At 60.9% G+C, this 26,210-nt stretch carries 21 protein-coding genes and 5 pseudogenes; 11 read left to right on the forward strand and 15 right to left on the reverse strand.

All coding sequences use genetic code 11. From position 1 onward, the window contains the following. The first annotated feature begins 14 nt into the window (after positions 1 to 14). The 3 genes and pseudogenes from OKW44_RS00075 to OKW44_RS00085 all read left to right on the forward strand — a co-directional run. A complete protein-coding gene (locus OKW44_RS00075) occupies positions 15 to 1,250 on the forward strand; it encodes a glycosyltransferase (protein WP_239499079.1) in 1,236 nt (411 codons plus the stop codon). Beyond that, on the forward strand, positions 1,250 to 2,791 hold the full coding sequence (locus OKW44_RS00080) for a mannose-1-phosphate guanylyltransferase/mannose-6-phosphate isomerase (RefSeq protein WP_018420458.1): 1,542 nt from the start codon (positions 1,250 to 1,252) through the stop codon (positions 2,789 to 2,791). The genes OKW44_RS00075 and OKW44_RS00080 overlap by 1 nt, the downstream gene beginning before the upstream one ends. A gap of 184 nt (positions 2,792 to 2,975) precedes the next feature. Further along, positions 2,976 to 3,077, forward strand: a pseudogene (locus OKW44_RS00085) (IS5/IS1182 family transposase); the annotation flags it as partial. 5 nt (positions 3,078 to 3,082) lie between these two features. Here the strand turns inward: OKW44_RS00085 and OKW44_RS00090 are convergent. Next, positions 3,083 to 3,754 carry a DUF29 family protein gene (locus OKW44_RS00090; protein ID WP_018420457.1) on the reverse strand — a complete coding sequence of 224 codons (672 nt, stop codon included), beginning with the start codon at positions 3,752 to 3,754 and terminating at the stop codon, positions 3,083 to 3,085. Between the two features lie 358 nt (positions 3,755 to 4,112). Between OKW44_RS00090 and OKW44_RS00095 the strand changes: the two are divergent. The 3 genes and pseudogenes from OKW44_RS00095 to OKW44_RS00105 all read left to right on the forward strand — a co-directional run. Continuing rightward, positions 4,113 to 4,880: pseudogene (locus OKW44_RS00095) on the forward strand (molybdopterin-dependent oxidoreductase); the annotation flags it as partial. Between the two features lie 82 nt (positions 4,881 to 4,962). Next, the gene (locus OKW44_RS00100; protein WP_018420455.1) at positions 4,963 to 6,324 is read left to right on the forward strand and encodes a methyl-accepting chemotaxis protein; all 1,362 of its coding nucleotides are present in this window, start codon (positions 4,963 to 4,965) and stop codon (positions 6,322 to 6,324) included. A 13-nt stretch (positions 6,325 to 6,337) separates the two neighbouring features. Continuing rightward, entirely contained in the window at positions 6,338 to 6,640 is a 303-nt protein-coding gene (locus tag OKW44_RS00105; protein ID WP_018420454.1) for a hypothetical protein, read from the forward strand. A 298-nt stretch (positions 6,641 to 6,938) separates the two neighbouring features. Here OKW44_RS00105 and OKW44_RS00110 read toward each other — a convergent pair whose 3' ends face one another. The 6 genes from OKW44_RS00110 to OKW44_RS00135 form a co-directional block, all read right to left on the reverse strand. Next, positions 6,939 to 8,360 (reverse strand): sensor domain-containing diguanylate cyclase, encoded by a 1,422-nt coding sequence (locus tag OKW44_RS00110; RefSeq protein ID WP_084754091.1) that lies wholly within the window; start codon positions 8,358 to 8,360, stop codon positions 6,939 to 6,941. Positions 8,361 to 8,594: 234 nt separating this feature from the next. Continuing rightward, positions 8,595 to 10,199, reverse strand: coding sequence for an EAL domain-containing protein (locus OKW44_RS00115; RefSeq protein ID WP_026225790.1), 1,605 nt, complete (start codon positions 10,197 to 10,199; stop codon positions 8,595 to 8,597). Between the two features lie 24 nt (positions 10,200 to 10,223). After that, on the reverse strand, positions 10,224 to 10,472 hold the full coding sequence (locus OKW44_RS00120) for an alpha/beta hydrolase fold domain-containing protein (RefSeq protein ID WP_239499078.1): 249 nt from the start codon (positions 10,470 to 10,472) through the stop codon (positions 10,224 to 10,226). A gap of 89 nt (positions 10,473 to 10,561) precedes the next feature. After that, a complete protein-coding gene (locus OKW44_RS00125) occupies positions 10,562 to 12,265 on the reverse strand; it encodes a methyl-accepting chemotaxis protein (RefSeq protein ID WP_018420451.1) in 1,704 nt (567 codons plus the stop codon). A gap of 517 nt (positions 12,266 to 12,782) precedes the next feature. Beyond that, positions 12,783 to 14,096 carry an MFS transporter gene (locus OKW44_RS00130; protein ID WP_018420450.1) on the reverse strand — a complete coding sequence of 438 codons (1,314 nt, stop codon included), beginning with the start codon at positions 14,094 to 14,096 and terminating at the stop codon, positions 12,783 to 12,785. Between the two features lie 68 nt (positions 14,097 to 14,164). After that, positions 14,165 to 15,379 carry a mandelate racemase/muconate lactonizing enzyme family protein gene (locus OKW44_RS00135; RefSeq protein WP_018420449.1) on the reverse strand — a complete coding sequence of 405 codons (1,215 nt, stop codon included), beginning with the start codon at positions 15,377 to 15,379 and terminating at the stop codon, positions 14,165 to 14,167. A 389-nt stretch (positions 15,380 to 15,768) separates the two neighbouring features. Here OKW44_RS00135 and OKW44_RS00140 point away from each other — a divergent pair, with 389 nt between their 5' ends. From OKW44_RS00140 to OKW44_RS00150, 3 genes are all read left to right on the forward strand, one after another. Further along, positions 15,769 to 16,719, forward strand: a complete 951-nt coding sequence (locus OKW44_RS00140) for a hydroxyacid dehydrogenase (RefSeq protein ID WP_018420448.1) — start codon at positions 15,769 to 15,771, stop codon at positions 16,717 to 16,719. Between the two features lie 270 nt (positions 16,720 to 16,989). Then, positions 16,990 to 17,724 carry a GntR family transcriptional regulator gene (locus OKW44_RS00145; RefSeq protein ID WP_018420447.1) on the forward strand — a complete coding sequence of 245 codons (735 nt, stop codon included), beginning with the start codon at positions 16,990 to 16,992 and terminating at the stop codon, positions 17,722 to 17,724. 53 nt (positions 17,725 to 17,777) lie between these two features. After that, positions 17,778 to 19,514 carry a ClcB-like voltage-gated chloride channel protein gene (locus OKW44_RS00150; RefSeq protein ID WP_018420446.1) on the forward strand — a complete coding sequence of 579 codons (1,737 nt, stop codon included), beginning with the start codon at positions 17,778 to 17,780 and terminating at the stop codon, positions 19,512 to 19,514. Between the two features lie 122 nt (positions 19,515 to 19,636). On the opposite strand, the pseudogene OKW44_RS00155 reads toward OKW44_RS00150, so the two are convergent. Beyond that, positions 19,637 to 19,762: pseudogene (locus OKW44_RS00155) on the reverse strand (helix-turn-helix domain-containing protein); the annotation flags it as partial. A gap of 67 nt (positions 19,763 to 19,829) precedes the next feature. On the opposite strand from OKW44_RS00155, the pseudogene OKW44_RS00160 reads away from it, so the two are divergent. Continuing rightward, positions 19,830 to 19,988 (forward strand): annotated as a pseudogene (locus OKW44_RS00160) (IS30 family transposase); the annotation flags it as partial. Between the two features lie 250 nt (positions 19,989 to 20,238). After that, a pseudogene (locus OKW44_RS00165) lies at positions 20,239 to 20,571 on the forward strand (SulP family inorganic anion transporter); the annotation flags it as partial. Between the two features lie 151 nt (positions 20,572 to 20,722). Here the strand turns inward: OKW44_RS00165 and OKW44_RS00170 are convergent. Genes OKW44_RS00170 through OKW44_RS00200 form a run of 7 tightly spaced genes read right to left on the reverse strand, consistent with a single transcriptional unit; the run spans position 20,723 to position 26,203 of the window. After that, entirely contained in the window at positions 20,723 to 21,841 is a 1,119-nt protein-coding gene (locus tag OKW44_RS00170) for an acetylornithine deacetylase (protein WP_239499077.1), read from the reverse strand. Further along, positions 21,838 to 22,251, reverse strand: a complete 414-nt coding sequence (locus OKW44_RS00175) for a RidA family protein (RefSeq protein WP_018420443.1) — start codon at positions 22,249 to 22,251, stop codon at positions 21,838 to 21,840. The genes OKW44_RS00170 and OKW44_RS00175 overlap by 4 nt, the downstream gene beginning before the upstream one ends. A gap of 18 nt (positions 22,252 to 22,269) precedes the next feature. After that, on the reverse strand, positions 22,270 to 23,010 hold the full coding sequence (locus OKW44_RS00180) for an amino acid ABC transporter ATP-binding protein (protein ID WP_018420442.1): 741 nt from the start codon (positions 23,008 to 23,010) through the stop codon (positions 22,270 to 22,272). 8 nt (positions 23,011 to 23,018) lie between these two features. Further along, complete coding sequence (locus OKW44_RS00185) at positions 23,019 to 23,978, reverse strand: agmatinase (protein ID WP_018420441.1); 960 nt, start codon at positions 23,976 to 23,978, stop codon at positions 23,019 to 23,021. A gap of 33 nt (positions 23,979 to 24,011) precedes the next feature. Continuing rightward, positions 24,012 to 24,674, reverse strand: a complete 663-nt coding sequence (locus OKW44_RS00190) for an amino acid ABC transporter permease (protein ID WP_018420440.1) — start codon at positions 24,672 to 24,674, stop codon at positions 24,012 to 24,014. Further along, complete coding sequence (locus OKW44_RS00195) at positions 24,664 to 25,344, reverse strand: amino acid ABC transporter permease (protein ID WP_018420439.1); 681 nt, start codon at positions 25,342 to 25,344, stop codon at positions 24,664 to 24,666. The genes OKW44_RS00190 and OKW44_RS00195 overlap by 11 nt, the downstream gene beginning before the upstream one ends. Before the next feature lie 7 nt (positions 25,345 to 25,351). Then, positions 25,352 to 26,203: a transporter substrate-binding domain-containing protein gene (locus tag OKW44_RS00200; protein WP_026225787.1), complete on the reverse strand. Its 852-nt coding sequence runs from the start codon at positions 26,201 to 26,203 to the stop codon at positions 25,352 to 25,354. Between the last annotated feature and the right edge of the window lie 7 nt (positions 26,204 to 26,210).

Raw genomic sequence — 26,210 nt, forward strand, 5'->3', positions numbered from 1 at the left:
GATAGACGCCTTGCTTGAGTGACAGAATTATGCGCGTATTGCATTTTTACCGAACCTATCTGCCGGACACAATTGGCGGGGCAGAGCAGTCGATTTATCATCTGTGCCGCGCAGGTGCAGAGCTGGGGATCGAGAACAGACTATTGACTCTGACGTCCGGACGCGACGGAGATCGGCTCATCAGCATGCCTGGTCACGAGGTCGAACGCGTCAGGAGCCGGTTCAAGATCGCGTCAGTCGAACTGTCATGGCGGGCGCTGCGGCGCTTCCGTGAGCTTAGCGAAGAGGCAGATGTCCTGCATCTGCATTTTCCCTGGCCGATGGCAGACCTTGCGTATCTCGCTGCGCACACGCGCAAGCCGACGGTCGTGACCTACCATGCGGACATTCAGCGGCAACGCCGGCTGCTTGCAATGTATCGGCCGCTCATGCATCGCTTTCTCGGTAGCGTCGATCGCATCGTCGCGACGTCGCCACAATACGCTGCGACGAGTGATGTGCTGAAACTTCACCATGAAAAAGTCGAAGTGGTGCCGCTTGGTCTCACGCCTGGCTACTATCCCCTGCCCAATGACGCACTGATGCGTAGCTGGAAGGAGCGCATTGGTGGCCCGTTCTTCATTTTTGTCGGCGTGTTCCGTTATTACAAGGGACTGCCGATCCTGATCGAAGCGATCAGGCGAACCGGTTACCCACTTGTGCTTATAGGCGACGGGCCACTGACGGCGGAAATCCGTGCGCTGGTAGCAGAGTGCGGCGCGACCAGTGTCCATTTCGCCGGTCCCGTCTCCGACGTCGACAAGATGGCGCTGATCCGGCTAAGCCGTGCAATTGTCCTGCCGTCGCCAAATCGTGCGGAAGCGTTTGGCATATCGCTGCTCGAAGCCGCCATGTTGGGCAAGCCAATGATCACCTGCGAAATTGGCACGGGAACCAGCTTTGTGAACGAGCACGGAAAAACCGGACTGGTAGTCGCTCCAGATGATCCGGCTGAACTGGCGGAAGCGATGCACGAACTGTGGGACAACCCGCTGCTGTGTGAACGCATGGGCCACCGCGCAGCTCTGCGCTTTGAAGACCACTTTACCGCCAGTCGAACCGCTGCTTCGTACAGACAGATCTATCAGACAGTGATTGACGAACGCAAGTCCAGCAAACGCACGGTCGGGCCAACGGCGGCGCCGCATAATGAGCGCATTGCGATGGCATCTGCACCTGCGCGCCCGGATACGATATTGGAGAAGCAATAATGGATATGACGCTCCCCGATTTCAGTGAGACGGAACAGCGCGCCGTTGGCGACGATACCGCCGAAGCGCCCACCGAGGCACCGCTGATCTTGCCAGTGGTTCTCGCAGGCGGCTCTGGCACGCGGCTATGGCCTCTGTCCCGTGAGGGGTACCCGAAGCAGATGATCGGGTTGCTAGGCGATCGTTCGTTACTGGAAAACTCCGTCACGCGGCTAGATTGCGTGGCCACAGCTTTCGCCAATCGCGGGCTGTTGGTCTGCGCAGAGGAACACCGCTTCCTTGCTGCCGATCGGCTGAAGACGAGTTCGCGGGATTGGCAGATGATCGCCGAACCGGTGAGCCGCAATACCGCGCCGGCACTTACGCTAGCGGCACTGAAAGCGCAGTCAGACGGCAGCGATCCGGTGCTCGTCGTGACACCTGCTGATCATGCAATTGCAGACTTGCCGGAGTTCGAACGGGCGATAGGTGCCGCAGCGCGCCTTGCGCAAGCAGGACGGATCGTGACATTGGGCGTCGTGCCAGACCGTGCCGAATGCGGATACGGCTACATTGAGCTCGGTGAGCCAATCGCCTCGGAATCTGCGAGCGGAGCGCGCGCCCTGCAGCGCTTCGTCGAAAAGCCCGATCAGGACGTGGCAGTTGCATTCGTCGAAGGTAAGCGGCACTGGTGGAACAGCGGCATTTTCGTGATGCGGGCATCGGTATGGTTGCGCGCAGTCGATGCGTTGCGGGCCGATATTGCACGAGCGTGCAAGGCCGCATTCGAGCGCGCGAGTGTCGATCAGAATGTATTGCGTGTCGATATGGATGCATTCGTCACGTGTCCGTCGGACTCCATCGACTACGCCGTCATGGAGCAACTTGACCAGATCGGCCTGTCCGCTGCGGTGATACCGCTGAACGCGGGCTGGTCTGATGTTGGCTCGTGGGGCGCGGTGTGGAGCGCATTGCCCAAGGATGAGTCTGGCAACGTCACGCGCGGTGACGTGCTGCTCGAGAACACCTCTGGAACTTATGTTCATTCGGAGGGCCGTCTCGTCGCATGCGTTGGCGCGACCGATTTGATTGTCGTCGAAACAGCCGACGCAGTACTAGTCGCTGACAGGCACCATGCTCAAGACGTCAAGGTGGTCGTAGCCCGGCTTAAAGATCGAGGCTGCAGCGAGGCGAAGTATCACCGCAAGGTTCAGCGGCCATGGGGCTATTACGAATCGATTGAACAGGGCCCGCGCTTCCAGGTCAAGCGGATTGTCGTCATGCCCGGTGCGGCGCTGTCGCTGCAGCTTCACCATCACCGTTCTGAGCACTGGATCGTAGTCAACGGAACTGCGCGCGTCACCCGTGGTGAAGAGACGTTTCTGCTTGCGGAAAACGAGTCGACCTATGTGCCGCTTGGCGTTAAACATCGGCTGGAAAACGTCGGACGTGTGCCGCTTGAGATGATAGAGGTTCAGTGTGGCAGCTACCTCCGCGAAGACGACATCGTCCGTTTCGACGATTACTACGGTCGCGACTGCAGCGCCGAAACGGCTGGCTAAGGTAACTACTGCACAAAGGTACGATTACCCCACCCAGACCGCGCTGAAACATAAAAGGTGGCGACGTTGCACATCGGCAATTGTCAGCCTTCCTATTTAGAGGCCAGTTCAAAAAGAGCCCGGAAGGGCTGTTTACTTCTCCACGAAACGGTTAACCTTGGATGCCTGAACAACGGATCAAGGAATGCCGGCACCTATCATCGATGACGAACTGTGGGCACTGATCGAACCGCTGCTTCCACCGCCCAAACCGCGACGCAAGCGGTATCCTGGACGGCTGCCTGTAGATTGTCAATTACGATGGCCGCCCGGGGCCCATCGTAATTGACAATCTACAAACGCACGCGCAAGAGTCTCCAGCTCTTCCGCGATGCTATCGCGATCCAGTTCCGTGACCCTGCGGTCGCGTAGTTTCGCGGCCTGCGCTTCGGCCCACAGCGCGAAGTCGGAGTTGTGGCCGACAAACGGCACGGTTTGCCCGGCGCGCACCTCGGCAAGGCCTTGCAGCGCCTCAGCCACAAACGTCCGAGGTAAGTCGGAATTATCGCGAGCTGCACGGTCAACTGCAGCTTCGTCAGTTTCTAGCGGTGCATCGAAGGTGGCCGACATGCTGACCCGGCCAGTTAAAACGCCGAAGCGACGACGCGGTGCGCCTTCGACGCCCGGTTGAGTGCCGCCGAGATTGGCAAGCCGCTTTGCGGCCTGGCGGGCCGCGTCTGGATGCAGTGGCGCTCTCACTGCTCGCAGCTGCGCAATTGAATGCTTCAGATGAGCAAAGTTAGCCGGAGAGCGCAGCAGGTTCGCTATATCCAGCGAGCTTTCGTAATGCTCAATGAGGATGCTCAAAATCTCCAGCCTGTCGCCTTCCGGCGTGCCGGGTTCCGGGTCGAGATGGACTAGCGCCGACACTTCTGCCAGTGCTGCGCAATAGTCATCTTCGGTGTGTAGCGGTGGAATGTCCATTTCGAGCCCGAGGCGTTGATTAAAGTCCAGTGTAGGGGGCTGCCCCGCTGCGAGAACAGGTGTTATGTCAAAAAGTGGCGAGCGTTACCCGGCGCGAGCTCTATCCGGATCGCGCGCCGGCACCATGTTTTCGGTAACGACGGAACTGGCGCTTGACGTGATCCAGCGGGCACCATGCGGCACAGTCGCTAACCGTTGTTTTGATTAACCTGCCGCGCCACACGCCCTGCAGCCCCAACGTCCCGTGGAGAGTCGCCGGTAGCCGGCCTGAGCCCTTCTATTTGTATAAAGTTTTTTCGGACACATCCGTTAACCATTTACTACATTTAGTCAACCAGTCACTCTATGAGAGAAAGGTATGCGCGAAGATGATTCATCCCGACCGCCGCGCCGCAGCCTGATATCGCCCACGCGCCGCAAGGTAGTCGGATCGGTGGGCGCGGGTCTGGCGAGTGGATTGCTGTTCGGACGCGCCGAAGCGGCCCCGGCTGCCGGTCCGCTCGCGGTTCCAGCGTGGACCACGCAGCCCGGCGAACCGACGGACTGGCATCCGTACGGTGTGCCATCTGAATTCGAAAAGGATGTGGTGCGCCGCTTTTCGCAGCCGCCCAGGATGCCGGGCTCGGCGTGGACATTGACCCCGCTTGCGGATCTGTTCGGCACCATCACGCCGAGCGGTCTGATCTACGAGCGGCATCATGCAGGGATCCCGCAGATCGCTCCTGAGCAGCATCGCCTCGTCATCCATGGACGGGTGCGCCGGTCACTTGAACTCACGATGGACGACCTGGTGCGCTATCCCTCCGTCACGCGGACGCACTTTCTCGAATGCTCGGGCAATACCGCCAGTGAATGGAAAGGGGCGAGCGGGCTGCCGGTCCAGATGACGCATGGCCTGCTTTCATGCGCCGAGTGGACGGGCGTGACGCTTGCCACGCTGCTCGACGAAGTCGGTGTGCAGGAGGGCAAATGGCTGCTCGCCGAAGGGGCCGACGCCGCCGCGATGACGCGCAGCCTGCCGGTGGACCGCATTCTCGAGAATGCCATCGTAGTCTATGCACAAAACGGTGAGCGGTTGCGTCCGGAAAACGGGTATCCATTAAGACTGCTGGTGCCAGGCTTCGACCGATAGCGAAAACGCCGCGCTCGATCGGCTCATCCAGATACGAACGCCCTATGCCGATGCACTGAAGCCGGCCTACGCGCAGGTGGCCGCGCACGATACGAGCGGGGCGAGCAAGACCCTGCAGGGCACGGGGCCATTTCGAGACGCGACCCTTCAGGCACTGGACGACTTCAGCAATGCACAGCAGAGCTGGATGGCGGAAGAGGTTCAGCAGAGCACGGCGTCATATAACACGGCGCGCGCGGTTCTTTGGGGACTGGCCGTGCTGTCGCTCGTCGTCGCCGCGGTGCTGAGCACGATCGTGACACGCGCCATTATCGGCACGCTTGGAGGCGAGCCTGGCGATGCGGCCGCGCTGGCAAGCGCGGTGGCGGCCGGCAATCTGCACATCGCCGTGCATATCAAGGCAGGCGACCGGTCCAGTTTGATGTATTCGCTAAAAGTGATGCAGGATCAGCTTGCCACCATGGTGCGCGGGATCAAGACGTCAGGCGAAACGATCGCGGTGGCGGCGGGCGAGATCGCCCAGGGAAATACGGATCTATCGCAGCGCACCGAGGAACAGGCCGCGTCGCTGGAGGAGACCGCGTCCAGCATGGAGCAGCTGACCGCGACGGTGCGTCAAAACGCCGACAACGCAAGACAGGCCGACACGCTCGCGAGCGAAGCATCGGGAATTGCGCAACGCGGGGGCGAAGTGGTCGGACGTGTGGTGGAGACGATGCGCGGTATTTCCGGCAGCTCGTCGAAGGTCGCGGAGATCATCAGCGTAATCGAAGGAATCGCCTTCCAGACCAACATTCTCGCGTTGAACGCAGCGGTCGAGGCAGCGCGGGCTGGTGAACAGGGCCGGGGCTTTGCGGTGGTGGCAAGCGAGGTGCGTACGCTCGCCCAGCGCAGTGCGGCAGCGGCCAAGGAAATCAGGTCGCTGATCGAAGAGTCGGTGAATCAAGTGGAGGGGGGGACGCGACTCGTCGACGAGGCCGGGTCGACCATCCACGATATCGTCCGGGCTGTGAAGCGGGTGACCGACATCATCAGCGAGATTGCAGCAGCGTCCGCCGAGCAGAGTACCGGGATCGAGCAGGTCAATCAGGCGATAGGCCAGATGGATCAGACAACACAACGCAACGCGGCCCTCGTCGAGGAGGCCTCCGCCGCCGCGCATTCGATGTTGGAACAGGCGCAAGCGTTACGCAACGCTGTGTCGGTCTTCCAGACCGACGGCAGCGGCGCAAATGTTTCCCTATTCAAGGTCGACGACCGCGGGGCATCCGCATCACCGGTGCTTGCCCCGCGGAGCGAACCGCGTCGGCCGGCACCGAAAGTTCGCACCTCCCCTCCTGCCGCGTTGACAAAGCCAGAGACGGCGCCCCTGGTTACCCCCGACAGGAACACGCTGGTTGCGACCGACACCGGTGCTGCGGACTGGCAGGCATTCTGAGCGGGCCTGAAAATTGGACGATGCCAACGACGCGCTTGAACAGATCGCCAAGCTCGTGACCGCTAACACGAAGACCATGAGCGCGCTTGGCGCGCGGGTGATGGTTCTGGGCAAGTTTCTTGCTGCAGCCTTGCCGCACCTGACGACGTTGCAGCGCGCCGGAATCGCCAGGTCATTCCGACAGGGCATTGAGGAAGCCATGTCACTGATGGACGATGTGCCACTGTCCGCCGATTATCACTCCGCGCTGCTCGAACTCACCAATGGCATCCTCGCCACACTCGGTCACGGGTCGTCTAGGCATCGCATGGATTAGCCGCGACTGCTTCCGCCAGCAGTTCCCGAAGCTGGTCACTGGTGGCGCGACACGCGCCACCAGTAGTCCATGACAGTAGTGCCCCGGTTAGTCACGGCTACCTCCATCTGCAGGTCAGTCCATACTTACGGGCAGGCCCGTGTGTCGCGCATGAGACTTCGTGGATCGATCCGAAGCAGACAGCGGGTCAAGCGACCCGTGTCGACGTCAGCCGCGCTTATGCGGAGTGCTTTAGGCGGATAACCTGTTGAGCCTGTTCGACCAGGACGCGCCGGAAATTAGGTTTCTACAGCTCAGCTCAGCTCAGTTCGTGAGCCAAAACCGGTGAGGCCTTATTTCGACCGGATGCCTTGGCGTTGTACAGTGCCCCATCAGCGGCCTTGATCACAGCGGCGACATCTCCGTCCTGCTCTGGCGTCCAGCTTGCCGTGCCAATACTTGCCGTGATCCGTCCGTACTCGCTACCCGCGTGCTCGATGCCCAGTTCGCTGATGGCCGAGCGGATTCTCTCGGCGATTCGTGATGCACCCGCCGGCGAGGTATCTGGAAGGACCACGACGAACTCCTCGCCGCCGTAACGTGCCGCGCTGTCGATCGGCGTCCGGATGTTTTCGCCTATGCACCATGCCACGGCTCTAAGCGCATCGTCTCCCGCCTGATGTCCATAGGTGTCGTTGTAGGCTTTGAACCGGTCGATGTCGAGGAACAGCAGCGAAAACACATTCCCGGAGCGCCTGGCCCGACGCCACGCCCCGTCAAGGAGTTCGCTGAGCGTGCGGCGATTGAACAGTCCGGTCAGGCCGTCGGTCCTTGCGAGCAATTCCAGTTCCGATTCCGCGCGCATCCGATGACGCAACTGCGTGCGCAGCAGGAAAGTCAACGCGACAAACCCCCCGCTTATGGCGCCCATCAGCGAGCCGATCGTCAATGCACGCGGCCACCACGTCGCGTAGACGTCCTGTTCGGCCTCGGCGACCATGATGTTCAGCGGCAGATCCGGAAGCTTCTGGAACGTGTAGAGCCTGCGCACTCCATCGATTGAGACGCTTTCTGAGTAGCTTTCCTCTTTCTCCGATTCGAAGCGCCGGAACATGCTCGTCCGGCTGATATCCCCGCCAGGCACGCCCGGCCCATACGGCTGGCGCATGATCACGACGCCATCCCTGTCAAGTAACGCGACCGACCCATGGGGCCCGAGCGACAGGCCGGCGAGCAGATCGTGGAAATACTGCAGATTGACAGAAAATTCTGCGATTCCGGCGAACGTCCCGTTTGGATTCGAAAGGCGCCGGCTCAACGCTATGCTGGGCGAGCCGCCACGCAAACGGGACACGAACGGCTTGCTGACATACAGGCCGGCGTTCGGGTTATCGCGCTGGACCGTGAAGTATTTGCGATCCGCATAATTGCCCTTGCGCGGAATGTCGCCGCGGGCGTCAATGACGATGTTGCCCGATGCGTCCAGCACCAGCAGGGCGCCGAGATATCTGGCGGTAGCCGCGCGATCGAACAGCACCGCGCGGCGCAGATGCGCCGGCAGTGCCAGGACTTCCGGTTGGCTCACGCCGTCGACGACTGCCTGTAAAGACAGCGCGTACATCTCAAAATTGCGCTCAATGTCGCGCTCCGCGATCAGCGCCACGTTCCGGGATGCTTCGCTGGCGCGCGCGAGTGCGTCGAGGCGCTCCTGGTACAGCGTTGTCGCGCACAGACAGGCCATGAAGACGACAGTGACGATGCCGCCATACAGGATGGCATGGGGCGCGGGCAGGCGGCGTCGTTTCAGGTAGTCGCCCAAACGGGAAGATTTGCGATTTCTTTTATTCACAGGGTGCACCGTGGCTCAACAATGACAATGGGCCGGGACGAACGTTACGCCGACGCAGTCGACCCCGTCCGCGCTGGCAGCAAGCCGGTGCCGGCGGAATCGGAATCGGACAGGTCTGGTGACGGTTCACCCGTTATTGACGACCGGCGCTCCTGCTGCGTCGGGTTGTTCCACTCGCACCGGTCTCTGATAGAGATAACCTTGCCCGAACGGCACCCCCGCTGCTTGCAGCGCCCGATGCTGCGCTTCAGTTTCGACACCTTCGGCAATGACCTGCAACCCGAAGTGCTTCGCAACCGACACAATCCCCTTGATAAGCTCAGCGCCCCCTGTATCGACCTGACTCACAAACTGACGGTCGATCTTCACATAGTCGAAAGGAAATCGACTGAGAAGATCAAGGTTGCTATGGTGCGTGCCGAAGTCATCGATGGCGAATTTGATACCTTCTGCCTTCAGGATCCTGAAGACGGCCGCGGTATGGGCGCTTTCGCTCAGAACAAGCCGTTCGGTCAATTCCAGCACCAGACTGACGCCTTCCGGCAGCCGACGGCTCAACGCCAGGACCTCAACCGCGAAGCCTTTTCTCTCCAGATCCCGTGGGGCAATATTGACCGCTACGCGTGGCGGGAAGGTCGGCGCATAACGGTTCGCGTCCGCGACGGCCGTGCGCAACACAAATCCTGTCACCTCCGCAAGAAGCGAACTCGACTCAACCGCGCCCATGAAAAGCGACGGACTGATAGCACCCTTCGTAGGATGATCCCATCGTAACAACGTCTCCGCTCCGACCGGCTTGCGACTGGCGACGTCTACGATCGGCTGATAGACGACGTGAAACTCGTTGTGCCGTAACCCGCGATGAACCGCGCGCAGGAGCCGGCGATGTGGCGTCAACGCGAGGCGGTATGTGACAGCGATCAGGCTGTCCAGCAGGACGCCGACAGCACCAAAGGCTAGCCGGTACTTCCAGCGCAGCCGGGAAGCGAATTCCGCAGACGAGGTCAACGTGATCGAGAACGGCCAACGGCCGGACGCGACACGCGTTGAGTAAGACGGCGGGGATTTCGGGAGAGAGACGAACTTGTCGTTGTCGCTCAGGAACCCGACGCCAGCTACTGACAGAGCAACGTGCTGTGCGCCGAGTCTCAAGCCGTAGGAGAGAGCGTCCGCAATATTCTCACCGGAGATCAGGTAGAGCATGCCGGCACCGTTACCCGTCGCATCGAACAGCGCGAGGACCGGATGGTCTGGGTGAAATAAGGTCTGCGGCAAAAGGTTGATACGGGTATCCGGTGTGCTCGAAGGCACATAGACGGATAGCGGAAGATCGAGCGGCCCTTGGCCGGAAGAACAATAAACACGGTCGTCAGCCACGATATCCGCGTTGCGAACGAGACGCATGTATGTATGTAACTTTGCCAGCGACGAGAGGATATCCCCGCATGGTCGCCCCACGAGAGCCGCCAGTTCGGCTCGCTTGGTGGAGCTGACGCGGTTCAATATACGGTCGACGGATGCGACCAGCTCGTTGCCGGTTAGCCATTCCTGTTCAGCCACCGCGCGAGCCGCATCGCGCTCTCCGAGCAGAACAGCGGTCAGCAGGACAAGAGCGGCGCAAATGATTGCGGCCAATAGTGACAGGCGTGGCGAGATCCCGCGCCATATTGGCAGTGAGCCGATGGATTCGGGTGGCAACGTCGTGCTGGTAGCTTTCGATGCGCTGGACATGTCAACTTGGCTAAAGGGAACTACCTATAGCGGGAACGGACGCCATGGTCGACGGTGCGTCAGCGCCAGCCAGTCGGATCGACGCCGGGACAATCCGTGACCGAGTGTGGCGTCGGGGCCTTGAGCGAGAAGAACCTTTGCCCCCTTCTGGAACACCGACTTATAGACAGTCTCGACGTCGTCGAGCGCTGCGAAGAAATAAGCCTCGGGCGGCATGCGGTAGTCGACCGACGCGGCTGGTCTCGCCCGCTTGCCGATTACGCTGACCGCCACTAGATCGCTTCAACCAAAAACTCGCAACCGGTTGAAGGAAGCCATATTCACCACTGATTGACACCGACCATCCCGTGAAATCATAGCGGCTAGAACGTCTGCCAGTCCGGCTCGGTGGCCGGACTCGAGGCGCCAGTCGTGGAGATGGTCGCGGAGAGTCGCGGTGCGGCGGAGGCGGGCAGGGCTTTGAGGGATTTCGGCAAGGCTGGCCTCGTCAGTGTCGGGCGCGCTATCGCGGGCAATGACGGGTTTGTAGCCTGCCGGCCGTCGAGTTTGAATATCGCTACCGAGTCACGTAGTGCCTGGGCCTGTTCAGCCATCGATTGCGCTGCGGCCGCGGCTTCTTCGACCAGCGCGGCGTTCTGCTGGGTAACCTGGTCCATCTGGCTGACAGCCTGATTGACCTGTTCGATGCCGGTGCTTTGCTCATGGGATGCTGCGGAGATGTCACTCATGATGTCGGTCACGCGCTTCACCGACTGCACGATCTCCCGGATCGTGTCGCCAGCTTGCTCGACGAGTTGCGAGCCGACATTCACGCGACCCACCGACTCGCCAATCAGCTCCTTGATTTCCCGAGCGGCGGTCGCACTGCGTTGCGCGAGCGTGCGGACTTCGCTCGCCACCACCGCGAAGCCGCGGCCCTGCTCACCGGCCCGGGCCGCTTCGACCGCCGCATTGAGCGCGAGAATGTTGGTCTGAAACGCGATGCTTTCGATCACGCCGATGATCTCGGCAACTTTGGTGGAGCTATCGGAGATGTCCCGCATCGTCTCGACCACACGGCCAACCTCGTCTCCGCCACGCTGCGCGACCTCCGATGCTTTGCTCGCCAGCGTGCTGGCCTGCTGGGCGTTGTCCGCGTTCTGACGGACCGTCGCGGTCAGCTCTTCCATGCTCGAGGCCGTCTCTTCAAGCGACGCGGCCTGCTCCTCCGTGCGCTGCGACAGATCGCTATTTCCCGCCGCCACCTGTTCGGTGGCGGACGAGATCGCAAGGCTTGCCTGCTTGACTCCGCCGACGATGCCAGCCAGGTTGCCAATCGCCCGGTTCACCGACTCGGCCAGGTTGCCGAGCTCGTCGTGGGTCTCGACGTGTACCTGGACGCGCAGGTCGCCCTGCGCCAAGGCATTGGCACCGTCGATCACTCGCTGCAAAGGACGGACGATCGAACGCGTCACCACCGCGCAAAGTATCAGCGCCATCACCAGCGCCAGCACCGCCGCTCCCCACAGGACTGCGCGCGCCGTGTCATAGACGTCGTTGCTGTCCTTCACATCGGCGTCCATCATGTTCTGAACCAGACTCTTGAACTCGTCTTGCTGCTGGATAAGGGCGGTTCGTAGCAGGCCCGCCTTCAAGAGCGATGCGCGTGCCGCATCGTTCTCATGCGCCGCCAATTGCGCGTACGCGGGCTTCAGGGCCTCATCGTAAAGCGCACGCGCTTGCAGCACGCGGTCGAAGAGAGCGCGGCCCCTCGCCGTGGTGATCAGACGAGGGATGGCCTGATAGGCCGACTCGTTGTTCCTGAAGGCCTGGGCGTGTTCGATTCTATCCTGTTGTAATTCGGGCGTTGGTTCCTCGAGCGCGGCATACTCCAACACTGCTTCCCGGAGCGTCGCCACCTGGATTCTATTTATGAGCCTCAGTTCCTCGGCGCGAACACCGACTATAGTTTGCGTGGTCACATTCATACGCGCCATCTGCAGATGGGCGGTCAAGCAGATCGCCAACAGGAAAGCCAAGGCAACACCGAATGTACCCAGCAGTCGTGCGCCAATTTTCAATTTCATTATTCACACCTGTTTTGAACTTGCGAGAGAGTCGGCTTACCTATGGCGAGCCTCTACCTAAGATTGGGGCGCGCCCCGAGATGAGTGCTGTCCGGGGCGAGTCTTTGAGGCATAACGCGGCGCGCGACACCGTTTTTATTGACGGTGTCAGGCAAAAGGTTCGTCACATAACAGCTTGCTTGCATATCGCTTTTGTGAGTCTTTAGTCTCATGTATTGTGTGTTGTTGACCCTGAGGATGACCCACCCAGACCGGTTGTCGATAGACCGACGACTTCTCTTTCGGTAAACTTGCTCATATTGGATGGTTTGTTGGTTGCTGGTTTCCGACTTCGACAATCAGACTCTCAGCTGAAGCCTCCACCACCTTCAATCTCCCGCCTCAATCCCCCGGTACACCAGTTCCGACTTTATCTTTTCTGCGTTCCGTTTGGCACCTGGTACCTTTCACGCAAATCAGGACAGACTGGCGGTCTCGCACAGCGCCATCCTGATGAATCCCCCTGCCGGGTTGGTCACTACGTTGAAGTCTTCGGTGCCGCAACGAAAATCAGGAGTACGCCGATGACTGATATCGCGGCCATTGCCACGAAGCCGCCAACGAATGTCCCGGTGACCGTCTTGGCATAACCAAGGATGATGGGGCTGAAGAAGCCTCCGAACATACCAATGGTACTGATGCAGCCGATACCGGCAGCTTTAGCTGACGTCGACAGATACTGGGTCGGCATGGCCCAGAAAATCGCAAACGCCGTGAAGATACCAATGGAGGCGAGCGACAGAAGGATGATTGTTCCGTAGATGTTGGCGTAGAACAGACCAATCAGCGCAAAGCCGATTGCAGTCAGAGCAAAAGGAAGCGCGAAGTGCCAGCGCCGTTCGCGCATCTTGTCGGAGTGGCCCGCGATAGTAAGCATACCAATTGCCCCGACGACGTACGGGATGGCTGACAGTATGCCGATATTGAACACGTCGCGGATTCCCGCATCCTTAATCAAGGTCGGAGCCCAGACAGCCAGCGTATTGTTGGCGGCGACAACGGCAAAGTAAGCCAGCCCGAACGCATAAATGCGGGGAAGCCTGATGACGTCATGCAGTCCGACAGCATTGTGGTTTGCGCTCGCGTAGTCCTCGCTCAGGTCGTGCGCGAGAATGTCCTTTTGCTCCTTGCTGAGCCACTTTGCGTCGTTGGGATAATCCTGGAGGTAGTAATAGGCGAACACACCGAGAAGGACAGTGGGCACCCCTTCAACCACGAAGAGCCATTGCCAGCTGCTCATCAGGCCCCATGCTTGCGAAAACTTCAGTATCAGGCCGGAGATTGGGCCGCCGATAACACCGGAAGCGGTCGCGGCGAGGTAGAACAGCGATGTGATTCGGGCACGACGGTTCGCGGGAAACCAATAGGTCAGGTACAGGATGACCCCGGGCATGAATCCCGCTTCAGCCGCACCAAGAAGAAAGCGGACCAGATAAAACTGGGTCGGCGTATGGACGAAAGCAGTCAAGCCAGACAGTAACCCCCAGAGAACCATGATTCGAATGAAAGTCGCGCGCGCGCCTACCTTTTGCAGATAGAGGCTGCTCGGAACCTCGAAGATGACGTATCCGATGAAGAACAGCCCTGCACCGAGTGCGAACGAGAAGTCACTTAGCGCCAGGTCTTTCATGAACTGGAGTTTTGCGAAACTGATGTTGAACCGGTTGAGCTGGTTGATGCCATACGCCACAAAAAGAAACGGCGCGAGCCTCAGAATCAGTTTCCGGTACAGCCTGTTTCTTGTTACATCAACGGCTTCTGCGACCGCAGGTAGGTAAGCGCTAGTTGCCATGCCTCTCTCGTTATTGGATTGATTCGTTCAGGTTCAGTAGTGCCGGCGCAACTGCCTTGCCGGGGTGGCTACGCTGGCGCATCAACGTCCTGTTGCGCCGCTTTGCGGACAGCGTCCACGGACGCTGCCGCCTCGCGAATGCGCTCCCGCAATTCGGTCAGGTTCGGTTCGATACCGATTCCCGCAGCGTTTCCGAGACTCACCCGACCGTTGACGAGCGTGTCGAGCGGACCGTGCAGTAAGGTGCGAAGCGGATTCGGATTCGAATCGATTTCGAGCATCCCGTCCCCGCCAGTTGCGGCGAGCAGATGTGCGGAAGCAAGAAGGCCGACGCCACCGCCCAGGTAGTGCGGACAGTACGTAAGCGCGGCAAGCTGCGTTGACCGGACGACCCTCAGACAGCCAGAAATGCCGCCCCACTTGGCGGCGTCCGGCTGGATGACAGCGAACGCCCGCGACGCAATTGCAGCGTCGAATTCATCATGGCCGGCGATGTTTTCACCTCCAGCGAGCGGCACTGGAGAGCTATCTGCCAGCATTTGCCATTCGCGCAACGGACGGTCGCAGCGCAGAGGTTCTTCCAGCCAGCCAAGATTGAAGGGCGCCAGCAGAGGTACGATTTCGAGTGCTTGGGGCAGGGCCCACGCCTGATTCGCATCGACCATGAGCCGACGATTCGGGCCGATTATTTCCCGAAGCATTTTCAGGTTGTTCACGTCCCGGTCGACGCCAAACCCGACTTTCAGTTTGAACGCCTCGTATCCTCGCTCGAGCTTTTCAGCAACAAGCTCTGCCGACCCGACCGGATTAAGGCCGCTGGCGTAAACAGGGATGTTATCGGACGAACCACCGAGCAGCTTCCAGAGCGGAAGGCCGGCCCTACGGGCGCGGAGGTCCCAGAGGGCGAGGTCAACCCCCGCAATTGCCTGCGCAAAAGGGCCGGGCTCGCCGGATTGCAACGCGAGCACCGCCGTGCGTTCGGTCAGGTCACGGAAAACGTCGGCGGGATGTGCGACGAGGCGGCCGGTGAGCATCGGCGCCAATACGGTCGACACGATGGCCGCGCGATGCTCGGCGCCGCACGCCGGAAAATTCGACCAGATTTCGCCCCAGCCAGTGCAGCCATCCGAATCCGTCACTGAAACAAGGACAGCCGGGCGGTCGTGCATCGTGCCGAACGACGTGTGCACCGGGGTGGCAATTGGACAGCGCAGAACGTGAACTTCGACCCGCGCGACCGTCAACGGCCCAACCTGAACTTCGATTTCATCAATTCGCTTCATGTGGCGCAGGCCTCTTTATTGGGGGCAAATGTGGTTCAAAATTGCTTGTTATTAAAGTATCGTTTACCATACTATATGTATATTGTGCCGTTCAACCTCTGTGTCGTGGTCCCAGGGTTTACGTCCAGATTGGATGGAGCGGTCTGGCGGGAGCCTGCGTCGCACTCAGGGTCACCCGCGAGGGAGAAGTGCAAGTTTTGGCGCCGTTTGTGGCATCGGACTTTATTTATGTTGAACCCACATGACCGGAAACCTGCCGTCGACTTCTGTGCCGCTTATCTGCAAATCGCCGAAGCGCTACTACCTGACGCCCTCGGCCTCCCTAACGGCCTCACTCCACTCGAAGGTCCTGTCTCTACGATGTATCAAAGAATGAGGAACGCCCGGAAATGAACGCATTGCGAAAGAAAGTCGTGGTCAGCGAGTTTATGGATTCACTCGCTGTTGATTCATTGCGAGAGCATTTCAATGTGCTGGACGACCGCGCTCTCGTCGACGACCCCGAACGTCTTTTCAAGGCCGTGCATGACGCCGATGCAATCATCATCAGGAACCGGACGCAGATAAATCCCGCACTGCTCGAGCGCGCCCCGCGCCTATCTGTCGTGGGCCGGCTTGGTGTGGGGTTGGACAATATCGACCTGAAAGCCTGCGAGCAACGGCAGATCAGGGTCATTCCAGCGACAGGTGCCAACGCCCAAGCGGTCGCTGAATACGTGATTTCGACCGCGATGATGCTTCTGCGCGGCGCCTATATGTCATCCGCCGACGTGGCTTCCGGAGCATGGCCGCGACCGCAGCTCTCAAACGGCCGCGAGTTCGCCGGTAGCACGTTGGCAATAGTCGGTTTCGGTGACATCGGCCAGCTCGTTGCACGTCTGGCGACTGGGGTCGGTGTTCGGGTTATCGCATTTGACCCGCGTTTGACCGAGGACGCTCAGGCATGGCAACTGACGGGCGCGCAACGTGTCACCTTTGAGGAGGCCGTCGCCGGGGCTGATGTATTGACGCTGCACGTTCCGCTTCGCGAAGAGACTCGAAACATGCTGGGCAAGGTTCAGATGGAGAGCATGAAGCGCCATGCCGTTGTCATTAACACGGCACGCGGAGGAATTCTGGACGAGTCAGCGCTCGCAGTTGCGCTGCGTGAAGGGCGCTTGGGCGGAGCCGCACTGGATGTGTTCGAGGAGGAGCCCATGCACGACGGTTCCATCTTTGCGGGTTTGCCTAACGTGATACTGACGCCACACATTGCAGGGTTGACGCTTCAGTCCAACGAGCGGGTTAGTACGTTGATTGCCGCGCAGGTGATAAAAGCGCTGCGCCAGAACAACGACTGACTTCTTGCGCACGGAAGCGCGGTTGACCGCAATCAGCCTGGCATGAGTTCGGCGGGCGATTCGCGCTTCCGGGACCCCTGTTCCGGAAAAAGTTGACCTTCTGGAGCCGCAGTCAGTGTTCGGAGCCTCCCGTTATTTGTTTGAAAGACTGCAATCTGGTCTCCTGTAAAGGTGATGCGTGGGTGGGCGGTAGCATGGACCAGGAGTCAATTCGTCCCGGGATGCTGGAGAAGCTTTATAGTAGAAGTCTAAAGTCCATAAGTATCGATAATGTCACGCGCCTCGTTGTCAAGCCCGGTTCCGCTGTATCTGCAGATTGCTGACTCGCTTCGCGACCGGATTGTTCGCGGGGTCTGGCAGCAGGGCGAGGTAATTCCGACTCTCGAGCAGATTGCAGCTGAGTTTGATGTCGCGCGAGTGACAGCCCGTCAAGGCGTGCAATTACTGATGAGCGAGGGGGCACTCACTGCCCAACGTGGAAGGGGAACCTTTGTCTCCGCGACACCACGGAAAATGAAGCCGGTGCAGGTTGTCACGACCCTGGAGGCGCTGGTCGAGATGTATCAGGCGACCAGCCAGCAGCCTTTCACGGTGGAAGAAAGCAGAAGGAAACCACCCGTCACCGCGGCTGATGGGAAACTCGCGGATGAGTACATCTACATGAAACGGGTGCATTCCTCAGATGGTCTGCCCTACTGCGTCATCTCGCTCTATCTGGACGACAAGATCTTTTCGATGTGGCCTGACAGGTTCCGCAACGAACTCGTCATCCCGATTCTGGTGTCCCTCTCTCCGCAGCGCATTGCGAAGGCCAGGCAGACGCTGACCATCGGCAGCGCCGACGCAGAGACTGCGCGGTTGCTTCGCGTACCGACTGATGCGCCCGTAGCCCGGGTCCAGCGTGTTTTCAACGACCCTGATAATGTCGTTATCTACTATGCAGATGTCGTCTATAGGGGTGACGCAGTCAAGGTCGAAATGGATTTGGGAAGCGTGCCTTCCTAAGCTCGACGTATCGATACGAGGGCGAAGGAACCCTCCGGCTACTACACAACAGAATGAACAAGAACCCCTTCGCACCTCGGGCCTTCATCTGGAAAACACTGCGACAGCTGGACGGTCACGCAATGCTGCTATGGGCGGTCGTCGTAGGCGTTGCGGGCGCCTATGCCACTGCTGCCTTCCGCGAAGGTATCGACCTGCTGCAGAAGTGCTTTGGCGGTGAGCCCGGCAATTTTGTCGAGATGGCCCGGCACATGCCCTGGCCCGCCCGGGTTGCGTTGCCAACGGTCGGCGGACTGATTGCTGGCACCTGCCTCGTACTGGCGCGCCGCAGTTCTTCAAAGTCTGGTGCCGACTATATGGAGGCCGTCACGCTTGGTGACGGCGTTGTACCCGTCTGGCAAAGCATGTGGCGCAGCATCTCCTCCCTTTTCACCATCGCGAGTGGCGGCTCGATTGGCCGTGAAGGCTCGATGGTTCAACTGGCCGCTCTATGCTCGTCCATCATCGGACGCTGGGTGCACTTCGACCCGGCACGTTTGCGCACACTCGTCGCATGCGGTGCGGCTGCGGGTATCACCTCGGCCTATAACGCGCCTATCGCCGGCGCCTTTTTCATGACGGAACTGGTGCTCGGTTCCATGGCGATGGAACGGTTTGGCCCCATTCTGGTCTCGTCAGTTGTGGCCAATATCACGATGCGCGAATTCGCCGGTTACCGGCCGCCGTACGAGATGCCAGTTTTTCCAACCATTGCTGGCATCGAAGTGCTGCCCTTCATTGTGCTGGGGCTTCTGTGCGGGGTACTGGCGCCGCGATTTCTTCAGTTGCTTTCCGCGTCGAAGAAGGGCTTCGGCAACGTACCGTTGCCTCTGCCGCTGAAGCTCGGGCTCGGCGGTCTTGTCGTCGGCATTGTCTCCATCCGGGCGCCCGAGGTCTGGGGTAATGGCTACGAGGTGGTGAACTCCCTGTTGCACCAACCCTGGACGTGGACAGCGCTTCTTATCATACTCGTCCTCAAGGTGATTGCGACGCTGGCCACGGCCGGCACCGGAGCAGTGGGTGGCGTTTTCACGCCAACCCTGTTCGTTGGAGCCGTGGTGGGATGCCTCTTCGGGGTAGGCGTTCATGGAATCTGGCCGCACACGACTTCGGAGCCTTTCGCCTACGCAATCGTTGGGATGGGCGCATTTCTCGCTGCAGCCACCAACGCTCCGTTGATGGCCATCCTCATGATTCTCGAGATGACGCTATCCTACCAGGTCGTGCTGCCGCTCATGCTTTCATGCGTCATCGCTTACTTCACCGCGTGTAACGCGGAGCACACTTCGATGTACGAGGTCACCGTACGACGCAACCGTGCTCAGAAGGACCGGCTGCGCCTGGCGGCTACCCGGATGCGGGAACTCCTGAAGCCTGTCGAGACAGTCGTCACGCTTGACGCGAGTGTTGAGGAGCTGACCCGCATGTTCCTCGACCATTCGGTGAAGTACCTGTATGTGTTGAACCAACAGCAGCGCTTTTGCGGCGTGGTGGCCCTTGAGGACCTCGTATCCGACCTCGCTTCGCCCCGGAGCCCGCGGCGGATGATCGCGGCCGACTATCTGCTTCCCGATTTCCATGTGCTGACTCCGGACATGACGCTCGGCCAGGGCCTGCAGCTTTTCCTCAATTTCCGTGGTGAACGGCTGCCGGTCATTGACCCGGAATCCAAATCCGCTCCTATTCTCGGAGTTGTTCACAAGACGTCGTTGCTCGACGCCTATGCGCGGGTGAATACCGCAACACTCTGAATCGCGCCCACCGGCGGAAACGCCTGACCATTTCGTCGCGCGGGCGAAGACCAGCGCTGTTACTGGGTGACGCGACCTTCACCGCACTGCCGGCGCACGCCGAGCTGTTCTGCATTTCGAATTTCAGCTTCCTGCACGGCGCGTCGCACCGTGTTGCGCGATAAGCCCGTTTGCCTCGCTATCTCCCGCACCGCCGTCCCGCGTCTGGCCAATACCTTGATTTCCACTGTTTGCTCCTGAGTCAGCATCGGCGGGGCGGATTCAACCGGTCGATGCAACACAGTGAGCGCTGCACGAGCAGCGGGAGTGTTGCAAATGAAACAGCGACACCGGATTTACTACAGCGAGAAGCAGAAAGCGCTGATGTGGGAGCGCTGGCGGAAATGTGAGTCTCTCCAGCATATCGCCCAGCTTTTGGATTGCGCCCACTCGTCCGTGCAGCGGATTATCGGCGAAACCGGTGGAATCCGGCCGGCACAGTGACATCGTTCGCGGCTGGCGCTAACATTAGGGTTCTGTCGTAGGAAGGCAAGCGGGACAAGCTGTTGATGTTCGTTAATTCTGCTAGCCACATCCACACCTTGCGCTAGCGGAACAAAGGTCGACAAGCCATGCTCAGCAGGCCTTATGCGCGGCCGCCATAGCGATGGCTGCCGTTGCACGCCGACGGGGCAACAACCAGCTACCGACGAACGCGTCGATGGGGGACGGGAGTCGGAAAGCTGTGCCGGCTGGGATGGCTTATGCGCAGGCGGCAGGGATGCCCTCCGTCACCGGCCTGTATGCGTCGCTGGCAGCACTTGTCGTCTATGCGCTCTTTGGACCGAGCCGTATCCTTGTGTTAGGTCCGGATTCCGCGTTGGTAGCGCTCATCCTCGCGGCTGCGACGCCGCTAGCGCATCGTGCCGGCGCGGAAGCCGTCACGTTCGCAGCCGCGCTTGCCCTGCCTTCAGGCGGTCTTTGCGCAGCAGTCGGCTTGCTCAAACTGGGCTTCGTCGCCGATCTTCTTTCGACGCCGATACGCCACGGTTACCTCAACAGACTTGCTCGTTGCTTATGCCTGGCGGCATGGTGCTCGGGTGCTTCTCGTTCGCCGTCACGCATTCGCTCGCGGCGGCGTCGTCGGTGCAGTATGGTACGCGCGTCGAGATCGCAACCAAGCCGTGCATGCCGATCCAAGCGTAAGACGCGCTACTGCAGCGCGCCGATCAGCCGCGCGAGAAACGCATCGCACGCGTCGAGCTGCGCGAGCGCGACGTATTCGTCCGGCTTGTGCGCGACCTCGATGTCGCCGGGCCCGCAGACGAGCGTCGGCACCGCCAGACGCGTCGAAAAAAGCCCGCCTCGGTGCCGAACGCAACCTTGCGTTTGCGCGTGTCCGGCGGCAGCAGCGCTTCGAGAAAGCGCACCGCGTCGCTCGCGACATGCGTGTCGAGCCCCGGATACGCGTTCACATCTTCGATGTCGGGAAGCGGCGTGTGGCCGTCGTGAGCGGCGCGCGCGCGTATGTCGTCGAGAATCGCGTCGGCGCGATCGTTCGCGAGTGTGCGGATTTCAAAGTCGAGCATGCACTCGTTTGGCACGATGTTCAGCGCCTTGCCGCCGTGAATGGTGCCGACGTGAATCGTCGAGTATGGGACGTCGTAGCCGTCGTCGTATGCGCCGTGTTGCGCGAGCTGCTGCTGCGCCGCGCGCATCGCAGCGATCCAGTCGGTCGCGACGTGGATCGCGTTCCGGTACCTGGGCGCGAGCGCCGAATGGCCTTCCTCGCCGCAGCAGACCGCTCGATACGCGGCCTTGCCCTTGTGGCCGGTCGCGATCTGCATCATCGTCGGTTCGCCGACCACGCACAGTTCGGGCCGGACCGGCGCGGTCTCCAGCACGTCGATCAATCGCCTCACGCCGACGCAGCCGATTTCCTCGTCGTACGACAGGGCCAGTTGCAGCGGCTTTTCGAGCGTGCGTGTCGACGCATCGAGCATCGCGACGACTGCACACGCGACAAAGCCCTTCATGTCCGCGCTGCCGCGGCCGTACAGACGATCGTCGCGAAGCGTCGCCTGGAACGGCGGCGTCGTCCACGGCTGGCCTTCGACGGGCACGACGTCGGTATGTCCTGACAGCATCACGCCGGGCACGTCCGCTGGCCCCGTGCTCGCGAACAGATTCGCGCAGGCGCCCGCATCGTCCTTGACCATTGTACACGCGATGCCCGCCGCGCCGAGCACCCGAGCCACGTGCTCTATCAGCGCAAGATTCGGCGTGTGCGAAATCGTCGGAAAGGCGATCAACGCCTTCAGCAGTTCGGCACTGCGGCTCAGCGTCATTCCGGCTTCACCGCGACCACGTCGATTTCGACGAGCCATTCCGGGCGCGCTAGCGCCTGCACGACGATGCCAGTCGACACCGGGAACACGCCTTTGAGCCAGCGGCCCATTACGTTGTAGACGGCCTCGCGATAACGCGGATCGATGATGTACACCGTCACCTTGCAGATGTCTTCGAGCTTGCTGCCGCACTCGTCGAGCAGCATCTTGACGTTCGCCATCGCCTTCTCGGTTTGCGCGGTGACGTCGCCGATGCCGACCGACTCGCGCGTGTCGAGATCCTGGCCGATCTGGCCGCGCAAATAGATCGTTTTGCCGGCGATCACGGCCTGGCACAAATCGTTGTCGAGCTTCTGTTCTGGATAGGTTTCGCGCGTGTTGAATTTACGGATGCGGGTATGGGTGGTCATGTCGTTATGAACGTGCTGTCAGTGGTGAAGAATCTTTGAAAGGAAGCGCTTGGCGGCGGCGCTGGCGGCGTCCTGGAAGAACACGTCGGTCGGACTGTCTTCGATGATCGCGCCGTCCTCCATGAACACGACGCGGTGCGCAACGCGGCGCGCGAAGCCCATCTCGTGCGTGACGACCATCATCGTCATGCCTTCGCGCGCGAGCTCGACCATCACGTCGAGCACTTCGTTGACCATCTCCGGATCGAGCGCCGACGTCGGCTCGTCGAACAGCATCGCCGTCGGATCCATCGATAACGCGCGCGCGATTGCGACGCGCTGCTGCTGGCCGCCCGACAGTTGCCCCGGATACTTGTGCGCATGCGCCGACAAACCGACGCGATCGAGCAGCTCGCGCGCTTTCGTGCGCGCCTTGACTTCGGCACGACCCAGCACGATGCGTTGCGCGAGCGTCAGGTTGCGCGTCAGATCGAGGTGAGGGAACAGCTCGAAATGCTGGAACACCATGCCGACGCGGCTGCGTAGCCTCGGCAGATCCGTCGACTTCGCGGTGAGCGATGTGCCGTCGACGAGAATGTCGCCTTGCTGGAACGGCTCGAGAGCATTGACCGTCTTGATCAGTGTTGATTTGCCCGAGCCGGACGGCCCGCATACCACGACGATCTGGCCCTTGTTCACGTGCGTCGAGCATTGCTTGAGCACGTGGTGCGTGCCGTACCACTTGTCGATGCCGCGAATGTCGATGATCGGCGTCGTCATTTGTCGACTCATTTATCGAAATACCCCGCGCGGATCGACGCGCCGATCAGATTGAGGATCAAACGGCCTGCCGTCACGCACGAGATCAGATTCGCGTCGTCTTTCTCCGGCTGGATCTCGACGATGTCCATGCCGACCACGCGTCCCTTCTTCACCAGACCATGGATCAGCTTGCGCGCCTGCACGAAGGTGACGCCGCCCGGCGCCGGACCTGCTACTGCCGGCATCACCGACGGATCGAGTCCGTCGGCGTCGATCGTCAGGTAGTAGTTGCCGCCGTCCGGAATGCGCGCGAGTACCGCATCCATGCCGATGTCGTGCAGCTCGTAGGCGGTGACGAGTTCCGCGCCGTACGCGCGCGCGGCGACTAGCTCCGCGGTACGGCCGCTGCCCTGCGCACGCAGGCCGATCTGGAAGATGCGATCGACGTGCGTCATCTCCGAGGCGCGGCGGATCGGACTCGACAGGCCTTCGCGCACGCCGTTCACTTCGTCGCGCCAGTCGAGGTGGGCATCGATGTGCACGAGCGTGATCGGGCCCTTCGCATCGAGGCCGCGCAGCACCGGCGTGGTGATGCCGTGATCGCCGCCGAGCACGATCGGCATCGCGCCGCCAGCGACGATGCGACGCACGGCCGCTTCGGCGCGCGCGTAGTGCTCGCCGGGCCTCGTCAAGTCGGGGATCACATCGCCGCAATCGACGAAACGGATATCGGTGCGGCCTTGCAGCAGCGGACCATCGATATCGAAGTCGTAGTGATCGGGCTTGCGCACGACGCGATCGGTCGCCTGACGGATCGCCGACGGTGCGTTGGTTTGATCGTTGCTGTAATCGGACGGCGCATACGGCGCGCCGTATGGCATGCCGAGCACGGCGATATCGGCCTGGAGGTTATCGATATCGAGATCGAGTTCCGAGTACAGCAGCGTCGGGTGGCCGGTGCGTGGCGCAACGGTGTAGTTACTCATGCGAGTGTCTCCAGATGAAAGGCGGGATGCGCGTCAACCGTGGCGCGTGCGGCGTCCGATTACGGTCTCCAGTCGGCGGCCGACGCCAGCGAGAAGAACGCTGCAGATCCAGTAGATCAACGCCGTCGTGCCGAGCACTTCGGAATAGGCGAACGTGTTTGCGGTGAGCAGATTGCTCTGGTATGTCATCTCCGGCAGGCTCATCACGGAGAAGATCGCCGAATCCTTGAACATCATGATCACGAGGCCCGTGGTCGGCGGTGTGATGAACCCGAACATCTGTGGCGCGATCACATGACGCTGCGCCTGCCAGAACGTCATGCCGAGCGAGAAGGCCGCATGCGTCTGGCCGCGCGGCACGCTGCGCAGCGCGCCGCGCAGGATTTCGCAGAAGTAGCCGCCGGTGTAGAACGCCGTGCAGCCGATCGCGACCGTCATCGCCGATGCGGCCACGCCAAGTTTCGGCACGCCGAAAAACGACAGGTAGACGAGGATCAGATACGGAATGTTGCGCACCAACTCGACGTACGACAGCGCGACGGGCCGCAGCCACGTGCGCGACTGCGCCGCATACGCCGCGACGACGCCCGCCGCGATGCCGAGCGGTATGCCGATCGCGCTGACGAGCACGGTCACGCGCAAACCTTCTAGCAGCGGAGGAATCGCTTCGCGGACGATCGAAAAATCAATGGCCATGGGGCAACATCCTCGAAACGCGGCGCTCGCACACGCGCGAAGCGGCCGAGATCAGAAACAGGATCACGAAGTAGACGGCGGCGGTGATCGTGAACACCTGCAGCGGCAGATCGGTTTGTAGCGTCGCGTTGCGCGCGACCGTAGCGAGTTCGGGCACCGCGATGATCGACATCAGCGACGACGCTTTCAGCAGGATCGTAAATTCGCTGGTGAGCGGCGGAATTGACCGGTAGATCATTTGCGGCAGCAGCACGTGACGCCAGACCTGCGCGGTGCGCATGCCGATCGCGTAGCCGGCGGCCCGCTGTCCCGACGAGATCGTGACTAGCGAGCCGCGCAGAATCTCGACGATGTACGCACTGGTGTTGCACGCGAGCGCGGCGATGCCGGCGGCAATCGGCGAGATCGAAACATTGAGCAGCGCCGGCACCACGTAATACGCGATCAACATGTGTATCAGCGCCGGCGTGCCGCGGATCATGCTGACCCACAGCACGACCAGCGAGCGCAGCGGCGCGATCGGCGAGATGCGCGCGAGCAGGAGCACGATGCCGAGCGCAAGGCCGATCACGAACGCGCAGGCCGATGCGGCGAGCGTGAGGGCCGTGCCGGCGACGACGCCATCGAGGAACGGCATCATCGCGCCGCCTTTAGCGATCCAGTCGAACATGGTGGCGTCAGATCGCGCCGGCCGGCAGATAGTTGCTGCGAGGCGTGTCCATCGGCGCGCCGAACCACTTCGTCTGCAACGCGGCGAGCTTGCCGTTCGCGCGGAATTCGTCGAGCGAATCGTTGATGAACTTGCGGATCTCGGGGTCGCCCGGATTGGCGACCCACGCCAGCAGCTTCGGCTGGCCGATCGTGCCGGCGATACGGAACACGTTGGGCTGGCGCTTCATTTCCACCGCGGCGATGTTCGACGGCATCAGCGCGACATCGATGGTCTTGTTCGCGAGCGCGTTCGACACGTCCGGATATGCCTGGAACAGCTTGGTGCCCGCGTAACCCTTGCCGGTCTTTGCTTTCAGATCCTTTTCGAATTCGTCCGCAACCGGCTGCGAAGACGAACCCATCTGCGTGCCGATCGTCTTGCCGCCGATGTCGAACTCGCCTTTGATCGACGCGTCGTCGGCGCGCACCATCAGGACCGAACGCACGACACCGACCGGCTCGCTGAACGCGAAACGCTTGGCGCGCTCCGGCGTGATGCCGACACTGGTCGCAACGAAGTCGAATTTGTGCGCCATCAGGCCTGGCAGCAGGCCTTGAAACGGCAGGTTCATCTGTTCGAGCTTGACGCCGAGCTTCGCCGCCATCAGCTCCAGCACATCATGGCCGTAGCCGACAATCTGCCCGTTTTCGACAAATTCGAACGGCTCGTACGCGGCTTCGGTGCCAACCGTCAGCTTGCCGCGCTTCTTGATGTCGGCGAGCGTGCCGCCTTCGGCGAGTGCGATCTGCGGGAGCGCCAGAGCGGCGCCCGACGCGAGGGCCGCTTTCACAAAGGATCGTCTGGACCAGTTTCTCATTGCTTTC

This window comes from Paraburkholderia lebeckiae (assembly GCF_050436325.1).
In the GTDB taxonomy this organism is placed as follows: Bacteria; Pseudomonadota; Gammaproteobacteria; order Burkholderiales; family Burkholderiaceae; genus Paraburkholderia; species Paraburkholderia tuberum.